A 14074-nucleotide genomic window follows, 5' to 3' on the forward strand; every position below is an offset into this window, starting at 1 on the left:
GCGAAAGCCGCGTCAGACGATCGGCCGGAAGGCCCCCGAGTGTTCGGTGCGTCTGAGCCATGCCGCGGTGCCCGCAACCACGGGCGCGAGGAGCAGCACGGCCATCGCGCCGATGCTTCCCTTCGCGCCCCAGTCGGTAAGCCCGATGCCCACGCTGACGAGCGAGCTCAGCAAGAGCGCGATGTCCGCCGTACGGTAGATCTCCGATTCGGTCCGACGAATCTCGAGCGTCTTCGTCAGCGCGACCACCGACAGCATCGCCGTAGCGAGTGACCCCACCAGTAGCCACCGCACGGGATCGGGCAACGGCTCGTTCGCGTGCTCGACGGTGTTGAGAACGGCTGCGCCGCCCGCGGCGACGGCGATCAAGAGCGGTAGATGCAGGTACACCCAGTACTGGGTGTACCGCGAGATCGGCGCGCGGTGCGACACCAGGTCGAAGTAGATCCACCACAGGCCGATCGCCACGACCACGCCGAGCAAGCCGATCACGATGCCGTCACGGTCGAGCGGCCGGAGCTCCGCCATCCCGGCGACCGCGCCGACGATCACCTCGCCGAGCACGATGATGACGAACAGGCCGAGCCGCTCGATCAACGCCGGCGACGTCGCGATGCGCGCCTCGCCCCCTTGCTCGGCCGGCGGAGTCCATCGATGCAACCCGATCCAATAGCCGACGACGGTCGAGACCAGCGCGATGGCCCACAACCAGTACCGGATCGGCTCGTCCACGGCGGCACTTGTAGCGAACAGCACGGCCGCGACGAAGTACCCGGCCGAGTACGGCGTCGATCCCGCTCGGTGATTTGGATCATGAAGCCCAGTCCGGAACCACAGCACCACGAGGATCGCCGTGTTCGCGGCGTACGCGAGCGCGAAGCCGACCGAGCCGTCGCCCGGAACCTGCGAGATGTACACGGCCATCACCGCGACGGTGAGCATCTGGGCGAACGTGAACACCCGCGCGCTCACGTCGTTCGTCCCGTGCAGGTCGTGATACATCGTCCCGTTCGACCACGACGTCCACACCACGTAGAACAAGAAGACGAACCATCCGACTCCGGACCACGACACGTGCTCCGCGAGCCGTTCGGCCATCTGGGAGATGACCACGACGAAGACGAGGTCGAAGAACAGTTCCAGGAACGTCACGCGCCGATCGGTCTGGCGGTCGGCGTACCGCCCGGGCGGCTGCCACAGCCGTCGGAATGTCGATGGCTGACTCACGCGGCCACCATAGCGGCGATGTCGAGAACGGCCGGCCGGCTCCGACCCAAGGATGTCGCGGCACCAAAACGAGAGGAGGAGGTCATGGCAGAGAACAAGCTCCCGCAGCTCCGAACGCCCGGGCCCCTTGTGGTTTCCAAGTCCAACCCCCGCTACTTCACCGTCGCTTCAGGAGACGACGCCGGGCGAGCGGTCCACCTCGCGGGCTCCCACATCTGGAACAACTTCCACGACGGCATGGGTCCGGGAGCTGAGTGCTCGAACGACCCCGAACGGTTCGACTTCGATGGATACCTGGACTTCCTCCAGGAGCGAGGCCACAACCTCATCCGGCTGTGGCGGTGGGAGCACATCAGGTCGCAGGCGGCCGGAGGCACCTTCCACCTGTGCATGACACCGCAGCCGTGGGCACGCACGGGTCCGGGAGAGGCGAAGGATGGGAAGCCGAAGTTCGACCTGACGCGGCTCGACGACGGGTACTTCGATCGGCTCCGTGAGCGCGTCGCCGCCGCGGGCGAGCGAGGGATCTACGTCGACGTACTGCTCTTCGACGGGTTTGCGCTCCACCTCAGCCCCGCCCCCGACAATGTCGAGGGCCACCCGTTCCACGCCGCCAACAACGTGAACGGCGTGGGTATCCAGTCGATCGTCGACTACCAAGTGCTGCCGCTCGACTCGAAGGTGCAGGAATTCGAAGACGCGTACATCCGTCGAGTCGTCGACACCTTGCACGATCTCCCGAACGTGCTGTACGAGGTGGCGAACGAGTCCTCCGGCGGTGGCGGTGTGAACCCGGAGTTCGCGGCGATGCTCGGCGAGAGCGGACAGGTCGAGTGGGGCAACTCCACGGAGTGGCAGTACTGGGTCATCGAACGCGTTCGCACGCACACGGCGGAGCGGAGATACGACGCGCACCCGATCGGGATCACGATGCAGTTCCCGGTTCAGGAGCAGACGCGCGTGAACGATCCCCTGTTCGGAAGCGACGCGGACTGGATCTCACCCGGATACGACGATGAGATCTTCGCCACCGGTGAGCTGTTCCCACAGATGCCCGGCGCGCCGCCGACGCGATGGCTCGTGGACCCGCCGCCGAACGACGGACGAAAGGTCGTCATCAACGACACGGATCACTACTCAATGAGCGCCGACGCCCTGTGGGCGTGGAAGTCGTTCGTCCGTGGCAACCATCCGATCCTCATGGACTACGGACTCATCGGCGGCCCCAATCCGGCCGATCCCGCCGCCGGCGATGGTATGTCCTTCGACGCGTTCGAGCCGGCGCGTTGGGCGATGGGCGATACCGTGCGCCTGGCCGGCCGACTGAACCTCGCCGAGATGGAACCGCGCGGCGATCTGAGCTCGACCGGGTTCGCCCTGGCGAACGAGGGAAGCGAGTACGTGATCCTTCAGCCGACCGACTCCACGGATGCGTTCGAGGTCACGGTGGAACCGGGCACGTACGAGGTCGAATGGTTCAGCGTTCAAGGTCGCGAGACGAGGTCCGGAGAGCGCGTTTCGATCGACGGCGCCGGTCCGACACCATTCACCTCGCCATTCGCTGAAGAGCCGACCGTGCTCATCCTTCGGAGCGCGTGACGCGACGGAGGACTCGGAGCTGACCACGTTCCCCGCGGAATACAACGTGCTCGACCGCGCCATCGCGAACTGCGCCGGTGTCTACCGAGCGTGGGCCGAGCGGATGGGCAAGCGATCGCGGCTGTGGGACGACGTTTCGTGCGCCGATCTGGAGCTGCCCGTCGCGCTGCCGCCGAACATCGCCGTCGTCCTGCGGGAACCTTCGCGAGACGAAGCCGAATCGCTGCCGCAACGAGTAGCCGAGTTCTACTCCGAGCGCCCCGGCGGCCCGTACGGGATCTGGAGCCTGTGGCCGCTCGAAGGGTTACCCCCGGATCCACTCGACCTGTGGCACATCCCGATCATGAACCGCGACGCCGGCGGCGAGGCGCCGGTCGGGCCCTCCGAGCTCGAGATCGTCGAGGCGACCGACGCATCGACCGTTCGGGAAGCGGCGACGCTCATCGACGAGTCGTTCGAAGCCCAGTCAAAGCCGGACGACGTACTGACGCTCGACTGCCTCGACAACGACTTCCGCCTCTGGGTGGGTCGCGTCGACGGCCGCGCAGTGACCACGGCCGCCGCATACATCTCGGACGGTTACGTCGGGCTCTACTCGGTCGCCACCACGCCGGATGCACGCGGACGCGGGTACGGCGAGGCCGTCACGTGGGCAGCGACGCTCTGCCGGCCCGAGCTTCCGGCGACGCTCCAGGCGAGCCAGATGGGACGACCGATCTACGAACGTATGGGGTACCGAACGATCGCAGAGTTCACGGTGTGGGATCTACAACGCTAGATGGACCAGCGACGCCCGTCTGGCGGCACGACGTGGCTCGGCGGTCACGACACGGGCGTCGTCGCGCGAAGCGCGACGACGTCGGCCCGCGCTAGGAACGACGACCGCAGCTCCGGACCGACCCCCGCCGCGATCTCCTCGACGATGGCGAGCGCCGAGCTGCGAACCTCGGAGGCGGCGTCGGTCTCCCCGTCGCCATCCCGCAGGTCGGCCGTCAACGCGAGGATCTCCCACAGCGCGCGGCGCTCGCCGAGTCGTTCGGCTCGCTCGCGTGCTTCGCCCAGCGTTCGTCCAGCAGCATCGCGAGCGCCGGCGGCGAGCTGCGCGCGCGCGAGTTGCAATAGCGCGTCCGCGACGAAGACCTCGACGCCGCGTCGATGGAGGTGATCGAGAAGCCACGTCGCACGACGTTCGGCGTCGGCAACGTCGCCGCTCGCGAGGGCGAGCCGTGAGCGGACGAGCGTGCCCGCCGCCGTGACGATCGTCCGGTCGGGCTCCACCGTGAACTCGGCCTCCTTGCCGATCGCCTCGGCCGCTTCGGCGCGGCGCCCGAGCGCGAGGAGCACGTGGGCCCGGGCGATCTCTGGGATCACGGTCGCGCCCGGTAGGCGCTCGCGCGAGATCTCCAACGCCCGGTCGGCCAGTTCGAGCCCTCGCTCCGCGTGGCCGAGGTAGGCGAGCACCATGGCGAGCTCTGACGGTGGGCCGATCGCCGCGTAGCCGAAGCCGCCGCGCTCCCCCGCCTCGATCGATCGCTCCATCTCTCCGATCGCCGGACCGAGGTCTCCGCGGTCGAGCAACGCGCGGTACCGCACGATGCGCGAGAACGATCGTCCCCAGTCGTTGCCGACCTCTTCCGCGATTGTGAGGGCTGCGTCCGCCTGTTCGAGCGCGAGATCGAGGTGACCTTGCAGCATGAGCGTCGAGCTCGCCAGCGAGACGTTCTCGCAGAGCATGACGCGGTTCCCCAGCTCCTCGAACAGCTTGCGCGCCTCCGCCAGACGCGCCGCCGCGGAGGGGAAGTCATCGACGGACAGGTAGGCGCGTGAGAGGTCGTTCAGCGTGAACGCGATCTGGTCTCGAACGTCGAGCTCGCGGGCGATCGCCAGCGATGCCTCGCCTGCCTCAACGGCGCGCGCGGGATCGCCCCGACCGTAGATGCTGGCGACGAGGATGTTCCACAGGGAGCGAGCCTCGGCCACGCGGTCGCCGAGCCGTCGCGCCACGGCGACGTTCTCCTCGGACATGTGCAGCCCGCGCTCGGGGTCGAATTTCGGCGTGACCGTCGAGTACAACAGGGCGAAGGAGCCGTTCGCCGCCAGCACCATGGCCTCATCGCCGGCGGCGCGTCCGATCTCGCGCATCTCCTCGTAGTTCTCGATCGCGTCGTCGTAGCGCCCGGCGAGCTCGAGCGTCCCGCCGCGGCGTCCGAACAGGCTCGTCAGCAACGACGTGCCGGCGTCGGACCGCTTCGCGGCATCGATCGCGACGCGGTAGTGGCGCTCCGCATCGTCGTTCGCGTACAGACGGGCCGCGGCGTCCGCGGCGATCTCCGCATAGCGCAGCGTCGCGTCGTCGTCTCCCGCCTCAGCGAAGTGGTGTGCGAGGAGCGGCGCGACCTCGTCGACGCGTTCGGGGTTGGCCGCTTCGAGCGCCTCGGCCACACGGCGATGCACGGCGCGACGATTCTTCAGCAGCAGCGACCCGTACGCCGCCTCGTGCGTGAGCGCGTGGCGGAACATGTATTCACGCCGAGGAGCGTCGGCCGTCGCGCGGATGAGGTCGCGCCGTTCGAGCTCGCGGAGGTGGCCGGGGAGTTCGCCGTCCGCATCGGCGACGGCGCCCAGCACGTCGACGTCGAACGTTCGACCGATCACCGCGGCTGTCTGCAGCGTTCGGCGCGCGCCCTCAGGCAACCGGTCCAGACCGACGGTGATGAGGCTCTGCACCGAGTCGGGGATCGCGAATTCAGCCGCGACGTCCGCGAGCGCCCACGACCCGTCGGCGATGGCGCCTCGGTCGAGTAGCGAGCGCGCCACCTCCTCGACGAACAGAGGATTCCCCTCGGTCTTGTCGAGGATCCGGCGCCGGACGACGTCGGGGAAGGCGGCCACGGGAAGAAGGCTGTCGACGAGCTCACCGCTTTGCTCTTGGGTGAGCGGCTCGAACTCGAGCAGCGTCGTCCGCTCCGGCAGCGCGGTCTCCACCCACTCCTTGAACGCCCACGACGGCGCCTCGCGATCGGGTCGGAACGTAACGAGGAGAACGCAGGGGAGATCCTCGACGATGTGGGTGGTCTCGCGGGCGAGCTCGAGCGACGCGTGGTCACACCAGTGGAGGTCCTCGAACACGATGAACCGGGGACCGGTTCGCGCACGGCTCGAGCCGACCAGCACCTCCGTCGCCTCGCGCTTGAACTCCTCGCCCTCCAGCCGGGTTTCATCGTCACGCTCGACGCCGAGGAGCGCGCGCGCGACTCGCCCGTTCCGCTCGCGCCATCTCTCCGGCGCGGTGCTGAGGAAACTGTCGATCTTCGTCCGAACGGCGTCCGGTGGATCGGCGTCGAGGATGCCGGCGCGTTCCCGGAAGATCCGCCGGTACTGCGCGTACGGCTGCATCGCGTCGAACGGAACGCACTGCCACAGGTCCCATCGGCGGTCGTCGCCCGGATGGCGCGCAGACCAGATCGCGTTCGCCTCCTCGACGATGCGGCTCTTGCCGATGCCCGGCTCGCCGACCAACAGGACGACGCGGCCCTGGCCGGCGCGCCGCGCCTCGTCGATCGCGGAGCGCACCACCGCCATCTCGTGGTCGCGCCCGACGAGCGGGGCGCGTAGCGATCTCGTCGCGCGGGTCTTCCATGCACCGGCGCGTCGCCGGAGCACGCGGTACGAGCGCACCGGTTGTCGCTTGCCCTTCAGCTCGACCTCGCCGAGCGGCTCGACGTCGAACAGATCGGCGACGAGGCGATAGGTGTCCTCGGCGATCCGCACCGTTCCGGGGTCCGCCGTCTGCTCCATCCGTGCCGCGACGTTCACGGCGTCGCCCATCGCCGAGTACTCCTGGCGGAGCTCGGAGCCGACGTCGCCGACCACGACCGGACCGGTGTTGATACCGACGCGCACGTCGAGGTCGAATCCGCGCTCGGCGGCGACCCGCTCGCGAAAGGGGCGGGTCGAGGCGACGATCTCGAGTCCGGCCATCACCGCCCGTTGGGGGTCGTCCTCGTGAGCGGTGGGCGCACCGAAGAACGCGAGGATCGCGTCGCCCATCAGTCGCGCGACGGTTCCCTCGTAGTGATAGACGGGCGCGATCAGGTGCTCGAAGGCCGCGTTCATCACGTCGGTCCACTCTTCGGGATCGAGATTCTCGGCCATCGACGTGGACCCGCGGACGTCGCAGAAGAGCATCGTGACGACGCGACGCTCACCGGTTGCGGCGCCCTGCTCGGCGCCACCGACCCGGGCACCGCACGCGTTGCAGAACCTCGCGCCGGCCGGGTTGCTCGCGCCGCACACCGGACATCCCGTCATGGCCGAACGATATCCGCCCGTGGAACGGACGGTCTCAGACGCCGAGGACCTGCCGCGCGGTGAGATGACACGCGGCCGAGTGTTCCGCCTCGAGCTCCATGAGGCCCAGGTCTTCGCCGACGCACTTCTCGTCGACGCCTGCGGCCTTGCTCTCGCCAGAGGCGAGCGCCGGACACCTCGGATGGAACCGACAACCCGGCGGGATCCTCCTCGGGTCCGGCGGCTCACCCGGAAGCGCCGGACGATCGATCCCTCCCGCCTCCGGGACGACCGCGAGCAACGCGCGTGTGTAGGGGTGAAGCGGTTCGGTCAGGACACGCCGAGTCGGTCCGAGCTCCACGATCCGCCCGAGGTACATCACCGCCACCCGATCGGCGACCGTCCACGCCAGGCCGAGGTCGTGCGTCACGACGAGGATGCTCATCCCGGACTCCTTCCGGAGCCGGAGCAACAGCTGCAGGATCTCGCCGCGGATGGAGGCGTCGAGGTTCGACACCGGCTCGTCGGCGACGATCAGTCGCGGTTCGAGCGCCAACGCGCCGGCGATGACCACGCGCTGACGCTGACCGCCGGAGAGCTCGTGGGGGAACGACAGGAAGAACCGTTCGGGCGGGCGCAGCCCCGCTCGCGACAATGCCTGCGCGACGAGCTTCTCCTCGTCGCCCGGAACCTTGTGGATGCGGAGCCCCTCGGCGACCGACTCGTAGATCGTCTGTCGCGGGTTCAGCGCCCCCATCGGGTCCTGGTAGACCATCTGGACGGTCCGCCGGTAGGCGCGAAGGTCGCCAATCGGTCGTCCCTCGTAGACGATCTCGCCCGAGTCGGGACGAACGAACCCCATGATGGCGCGCGCGAGCGTCGTCTTCCCGCATCCGGACTCGCCGGCCAACGCGACGATCTCTCCCGGCGCGACGTCCAGGCTCACTCCGTCGACGGCGCGAGCTCGAACTCGCTCCTTGCCCGCCTTGCCGGCGAGCAGCCCCACCCGACCGGAGAACGAGACGCGCAGATCGCGAACCGACAGCAGCGGCGAGACGGCGTCGGTCGGCCCTTGTCGCGTGTCGGCAGCTGTTCTCATGGCTTGGCCGCCAATGCCTGCGCGTGCTCGAGCGCGCCTTCGACCAGCAGACACGCCGAACGCCGTCCCTCGCCCGACGGGTACAGGTCCGGCCCGATCGTGTCGCACGGCTCGAACCGCTCCGGACACCTCGGATGGAAGCTGCACCCCGACGGGATGGCGCGCGGGTCGGGCGGATCGCCGCCGAGCCCGGTCGGCGCCTGCACGAATCGCTCGTCGCCGATCTTGGGGAACGCGGCCGCCAGCGCGCGCGTGTAGGGATGGCTCGGCTTGTCGAACACTGCCCGCGCCGGTCCCTCCTCAACGATCTTCCCCGCGTACATCACGGCGAGCCGGTCGCTCACCTCCGTGAGCACCGACAGGTCGTGCGTGATGAACAGCATGGCCAGGCCCATATCTCGCTGAAGGTTCCTCAGCAGCTTGAGCACCTGCGCCTGCACCATCACGTCCAGCGCGGTGGTCGGCTCGTCCGCGACGATGAGGTTCGGCCCGCACGCGAGCGCCATGGCGATCATCACGCGCTGCCGCTGACCGCCCGAGAACTCGTGGGGGTAATCGCGCGACCGGCGGGCCGGAAGCCCGACTCGCTCCATCAGCTCGCCGACGCGAACGGCGGCTCCCCGCCGGCCCGCCAGATCGTGGGCCATGATCGCCTCGGCGATCTGGTCCTCCACGCGGATCACCGGGTCGAGCGCGTGCATCGCGCCCTGGAAGACGATCGCCGCCTGCGTCCATCGGGCCATGCGCAGCTCGCGCTGGCGCATCGACAGGACGTCCTGTCCATTGAGGGAGACGCGCCCGCGGATCTCCGTCTCCTTCGGGAGCAGCCGTAATAGGCCCTGGCCGATGGTCGACTTCCCGCACCCGGACTCGCCGGCGAGCCCGAGCACCTCGCCGCGTTCGACGTCGAAGTCCACCCCCCGGACGGCCGGCACCGGGCCGGACTCCGGGTGGTACGTGATCTCCAGGTCACGAACCGACAGCAGCGTCATCCTGGCTATCGCCGCGTGAGGCGGGGATTGAGGATCTCGTCGAGCGCGTACCCGCACATGGTGAAGCCCAGTACGACGAGCACGATGCACACGCCCGGCGCGCCGAGCCACCACCATGCGCCGAGGGTCGCCGCTCCGGCGTCGAAGGCGAGCTCCAGGATCGCCCCCCACGAGACGCGCAGCGGATCGCCGAGGCCGAGGAACGACAGCGTCGTCTCGGAAAGGATCGACAGGGCCACGGTGAGAATCGTGTTCGCGAAGATCACGGGGAACACGTTCGGCAACACGTGACGGAGGACGAGCTGCGTGTGGCCCGCGCCGAGCCCTCGGGCGCGCTCGACGAACGGCCGCTCCTTCACCGACAACACCTGACTCCGGACGAGCCGCGCCGTTCCCGCCCACGACGTCAGCCCGATCACCATCACGATGATGAACAGCGACTGCCCGAAGATCGAGGCGAGCGTGATGGCGAGCGCGAGCCACGGGATCACCAGGAACCAGTCGGTGAACCGCATCAGCACGCGGTCCCACCACCCGCCGCGGTAGCCGGCCAAGATCCCCAGCCCCGACCCGACGAACATCGACACGATCGTCGCCGCGAGACCGACGAGCAGCGAGATCCGCGACCCCCAGATCGTGAGCGTGAGCACGGACCGGCCGAGGTCATCGGTGCCGAGCGGGTACTTCCAGCTCGGGCCCGCCAGGATCGGCCCGCTCACCTTGGTGGGATCGAGCCCGTCGCTGTCGGCGATCACCGGCGCCAGCAGCGCTACGAGCGTGAAGAACACCAGGATGATCAGTCCCGCCATCCCCATCTTGCTCTTGCGGAACGTCCGCCATAGCCGCCGCAACGACGCCCGCCGGCGCGCTCGCGCGATCTCACGCGGCGTGCGAGGGATCGGTTCGCCCTGGCCCTCGATCGCCGCGCGTTTCGGGTCGCCCGATCTCGGCTCCGTCGTCGTCGCCATCTACGCCTCACGGACCCGCGGGTCGAGGTACGAGTACAGGATGTCGGCGATCAGGTTGGCCACGATCACCGCGGCGCTGAAGAACAGGAACATCCCCTGCAGGAGCGCGTAGTCCTGCGCCTCCAGCGCCTCGAACGTGAGCAGCCCGAGCCCCGGATAGGAAAAGACGAGCTCGACGGTGATCGCGCCGCCGATCACGAACCCGAACGACAGCGCGAGGAGCGTCACCGTCGGAAGCAGTGCGTTCCGCACGGCATGCCGCCACAGCACCTGGCTCTCCCGGATGCCCTTCGCACGCGCCGCGGTGATGTAGTCCTCGCCGAGCACGTCGAGCAGCGACGAGCGCATCAGCAGGTAGTACTCGCCGATGTAGGCGAGCGTGAGCGTGATCGTCGGCAGGAACATGTGGTTCAGGATGTCGACGACCTTGTCGAGTCCGGTGATCCCTGCCTGCGTCGACTTGTACCCACCCTGCGGGAACCACCCGAGCGTCGTCGCGAACAGGACGAGCAGCATCATGCCGAGCCAGAACTCTGGCATCGAGTACAGAACGAGCGAGATGCCCATCGAAGCGAGGTCGCTCTTGCTCCCGCGGTTCCACCCGCCACGAACACCGAGGAACAGACCGATCACCGTCATCAGCACGGTCGCCACGCCGACGAGCAGGATCGTCGGCCACATGAACCTGCCGAAGATCGTCGTGACCGGCTCGCCGAAGATGAAGGAGTCGCCGAAGTTCCCACGGAGCGTGTCGCCGAGGTAGTCCCAGAACTGCGCGAATAGCGGCTTGTTCAGGCCGAGGTCCGCGATGAGCTCGCGGATCGCACCACGCGACAGCTCGAGCCCCTGAGCCCGGGCGAGGAGCCTGACCGGGTCGCCCGGCATGACGCGGAACAGGAAGAAGTTGAAGGCGACGACGAACGCGAGCGTCGCGAGCGCCTGCCCGATCTTCGAAAGGACGTAGCGTCTGCCCTGCACCTCGGGCGACCCCTACCTCCGCCTCTCGCTGGACGACGTCAAGCTCGATCCTCCGCGCGTCGCCGCGCGATGACGAAGCCGACGCCGATCAGCACGATCGCCCCGACGATGAGCACCCACACGATCCCGGAGAGTCCGCCTTCCGCCGTACCCGTTGCCGAGCCCTCGGACGCTGGCCGAATCGCCCACGACGAGTACGGCGTGGCCTGGTCGAACAGGTCGCCGTCCGGGCCGAGCTCGACGAAACCACCCCACCGGTCGGCGCGGTAGGACTGCAGGTTGTTGTAGTACCAGAGCACGATCTCAGGAACCTCGGTGTAGATCATGCGTTGAAGCTCGTACACGACCTCCTGACGTTCCTCGGGGTCGAACGCTTGGCGCTGCTCCTCGTAAAGGGCGTCGTACGTGGGATTGCTCCAGCAGGTATCGCTCCAGAACCCGCATTCTTCCTCCGTGAACGTCGAGAGAAGGAAGTCGGGGTCGGGCCCCGTCGCCCAGCCGTACATGTACATGTCGAAGTCGCCGGCGTAGTAGTCCTCGAGCACGCTTGCGTTGTTCTTCGACTGGGTGTCGACCTCGATGCCGATGTCTCGAAGCCAGCTCTCGATGAACACTGCTGAACGGACCGAATCGCTGTCGCTTGAGACGACGTTCAGACGGAGCTCGAGCGGATTCCCGCCGCCCGGCATCTCTCGGACACCGTCGTTGTCAGTATCAACATAGCCAGCCTCGTCGAGGATCGCGTTCGCTTGTGGCGGGTCGAACCCGATGAACTCTTCCTCCGTCGGCTCGTAATGCCAGAACGTGTACGTTGGTCCGACGACAGTCGTGCCCGGTGTCGCATAGCCTCGCAGCACGCGGTCGATGAGCTCGTCCTTATCGATCGCGTAGGCGATCGCCCGCCGGACCTGCTCGTCCAGCAGCGCCGGGTGCCCCGTGGTCTTCTCGCCCTCGATCAGGTTGAAGTTGAGGTTGGCGAAGCTCGTTGCCGCACCGACGTGATCCGTCGTCGTTTCGACGGGCTGCAGGGAGTCGAACAGCTGTGCCGGGATCGTTTCTGCAAAATCGATGGTTCCTCGCCTCAGTGCCTGCACCATGGCCTCGTTGGTGTTGAACAGGCGAAAGACGATCTCGTCCTCTCGTGGCTCCTCCCCGAACCAATTCGGGTTGCGCTGCAGTCGCCAGAACTGTCCTTGCTCCCGTTCGACGAGCGTGAATGGGCCCGACACCACGGGGTTCGGGAAGTTCTTGAACCGGCTGGCCTCTTCGCCGGTCATGTCGCCCCAGACGTGCTCAGGCAGTACGAGGTAGTACTCGGCCTTTCCCGGCGCGAACGTCGGCTGTGACGTCTTCCACACGACCGTACGGTCGTCCGTTGCAGTGATGCTTTCAGTGAAGGGAAAGTCCGTTCTCTTGTTCCACGAAGGGATGTCCTTGTCGTACTCGATCAGGAAGTTCGCTGTGAACGCGAAGTCGTGAGCCGTCAGCGGCTCACCGTCGCTCCATTGGAGCCCATCGCGGAACGTAAACGTCCAAGTCAGGCCGTCCTCGCTCTGAGTCCAGGACTCGAGCAGGCCCGGAATGGGAGACAGGTCCTCTCGGTCCAACCAGAGCATCCCCGAGTACATGAAACTGAACGTCCATGCCTCGACGCCCGTGAGCGATCGAAGAGGGTTGGTCGTTCGGATGTCGGTCGTCGTTCCGACCGTAATGGTCAGAGGGTCGTCGCTCGGCGAGGCCGATTCAGATGTTTCCTGCGCTGCCGCGCCGCCTACGGCAACGATGGCGACGAGTGTCCACGCCACGACGGCGACGAACGTCCGAGCGATCCCCGGCATGCGCCCTCCCTTGTCTGGCTGTCGCGTAGTAACAGGAGTACGGACGGGAGCGATTGTATGGATGGCGCCAGAAACGCGCTGGTAGTGGCCACGAGACGCGCACGCCGCAGCTGGGTCCCTGTTACAGGCGGGGTATTATCAACCGAATGGTTGAGCGTTCCCTCGACGCGTCGTACGGGGCGCTGGGGCACGAGATCCGACGGTCGATGCTGGATCTGTTGCGCGGAGACGAACTCCGGGTCACCGAGCTCGCCGAACCGTTCGATATCTCGCTCGCCGGTGCCTCGAAGCACATCCACGTGCTCGAGGACGCCGGGCTGATCCGACGAACGGTCGTCGGGCGCGAGCACTTCCTGTCGCTCGACGCCCGCCCGTTGAAGCCGGCTGCGGAGTGGATCGACGGCTACCGCGCGTTCTGGGAGGGCCGGCTCGACGCACTCGACCGTCACCTCCGCGAAAGCAAGCGGCGGTGAACGCGCGGACGGGCGCGCTCGTTGTCGAGCGCGTGCTGTCGGCGACGCCGAACGAGGTATTCGACGCGTGGACGACGCCATCGCGGATGGCGGCGTGGATGAGCCCCGTCGGCGCCGCCGAAGCAGAGGTCGACCTTCGTGTGGGCGGCTCGTTTCGCGTGGTGATGGTGGAGGCTCGCCTGGAGCACAGGGGCGAGTACCTCGAGATCGATCGGCCGAGCCGGCTCGCCTTCACGTGGGTCTCGCCGTTCACCGGCGCAGAGCCGAGTGTCGTCACCCTCGAGCTGCACCCGCACGACGATGGCACGCGCGTGGTGCTGACGTACGAACGCCTACCGGAGGATGTCGTCGACGGTCACCGCGACGGGTGGGGCACGATGATCAAACGTCTGGCCGGGATCCTCGCGACGTAGCGTCTCCCCTTGTGCGACTGGCGCCTCGTCGTCGCTTCCAAGTATATTCAACCCTTCGGTTGAGCGTTTGAAGGGAGGAAGCAAGTCATGGGAGCGATCGACGTGACGGCGACGACCACGATCGAGGCACCTCGCGACCAGGTCGCCTCGTACGTAGTGGACAACAGGAACGACCCCGCGTGGATCGGCGGGATCAG

General features: G+C 67.6%; 11 protein-coding genes. 4 read left to right on the plus strand and 7 right to left on the minus strand.

Features of this window, described 5'->3' with window-relative positions:
- Positions 1 to 12: 12 nt before the first annotated feature.
- Positions 13 to 1227, minus strand: coding sequence for a low temperature requirement protein A (locus tag VFA08_01475; GenBank protein ID HYZ12263.1), 1215 nt, complete (start codon positions 1225 to 1227; stop codon positions 13 to 15).
- 84 nt (positions 1228 to 1311) lie between these two features.
- Between VFA08_01475 and VFA08_01480 the strand changes: the two genes are divergently transcribed.
- Positions 1312 to 2826, plus strand: a complete 1515-nt coding sequence (locus VFA08_01480) for a DUF6298 domain-containing protein (GenBank protein HYZ12264.1) — start codon at positions 1312 to 1314, stop codon at positions 2824 to 2826.
- A gap of 46 nt (positions 2827 to 2872) precedes the next feature.
- Positions 2873 to 3604 (plus strand): GNAT family N-acetyltransferase, encoded by a 732-nt coding sequence (locus tag VFA08_01485; GenBank protein HYZ12265.1) that lies wholly within the window; start codon positions 2873 to 2875, stop codon positions 3602 to 3604.
- Positions 3605 to 3648: 44 nt separating this feature from the next.
- On the opposite strand, the gene VFA08_01490 is transcribed toward VFA08_01485, so the two are convergent.
- Genes VFA08_01490 through VFA08_01515 form a run of 6 tightly spaced genes read right to left on the minus strand, consistent with a single transcriptional unit; the run spans position 3649 to position 12991 of the window.
- Positions 3649 to 7137 carry an adenylate/guanylate cyclase domain-containing protein gene (locus VFA08_01490; GenBank protein HYZ12266.1) on the minus strand — a complete coding sequence of 1163 codons (3489 nt, stop codon included), beginning with the start codon at positions 7135 to 7137 and terminating at the stop codon, positions 3649 to 3651.
- 34 nt (positions 7138 to 7171) lie between these two features.
- Positions 7172 to 8215, minus strand: a complete 1044-nt coding sequence (locus tag VFA08_01495) for an ABC transporter ATP-binding protein (protein ID HYZ12267.1) — start codon at positions 8213 to 8215, stop codon at positions 7172 to 7174.
- Positions 8212 to 9207: an ABC transporter ATP-binding protein gene (locus VFA08_01500; protein HYZ12268.1), complete on the minus strand. Its 996-nt coding sequence runs from the start codon at positions 9205 to 9207 to the stop codon at positions 8212 to 8214. Before VFA08_01500 ends, VFA08_01495 begins: the two co-directional genes overlap by 4 nt.
- Before the next feature lie 5 nt (positions 9208 to 9212).
- Positions 9213 to 10175: an ABC transporter permease gene (locus VFA08_01505; GenBank protein HYZ12269.1), complete on the minus strand. Its 963-nt coding sequence runs from the start codon at positions 10173 to 10175 to the stop codon at positions 9213 to 9215.
- Complete coding sequence (locus VFA08_01510) at positions 10176 to 11153, minus strand: ABC transporter permease (GenBank protein HYZ12270.1); 978 nt, start codon at positions 11151 to 11153, stop codon at positions 10176 to 10178.
- A gap of 38 nt (positions 11154 to 11191) precedes the next feature.
- On the minus strand, positions 11192 to 12991 hold the full coding sequence (locus VFA08_01515; protein ID HYZ12271.1) for an ABC transporter substrate-binding protein: 1800 nt from the start codon (positions 12989 to 12991) through the stop codon (positions 11192 to 11194).
- Between the two features lie 146 nt (positions 12992 to 13137).
- On the opposite strand from VFA08_01515, the gene VFA08_01520 reads away from it, so the two are divergent.
- Together VFA08_01520 and VFA08_01525 are read left to right on the plus strand one after the other, a co-directional pair.
- Complete coding sequence (locus tag VFA08_01520) at positions 13138 to 13464, plus strand: metalloregulator ArsR/SmtB family transcription factor (protein ID HYZ12272.1); 327 nt, start codon at positions 13138 to 13140, stop codon at positions 13462 to 13464.
- Positions 13461 to 13877: an SRPBCC domain-containing protein gene (locus VFA08_01525; GenBank protein ID HYZ12273.1), complete on the plus strand. Its 417-nt coding sequence runs from the start codon at positions 13461 to 13463 to the stop codon at positions 13875 to 13877. Before VFA08_01520 ends, VFA08_01525 begins: the two co-directional genes overlap by 4 nt.
- The last annotated feature ends 197 nt before the right edge of the window (positions 13878 to 14074 follow it).

The sequence above is a fragment of the Actinomycetota bacterium genome (assembly GCA_035640355.1).
GTDB lineage: Bacteria > Actinomycetota > UBA4738 > UBA4738 > HRBIN12 > CALGFI01.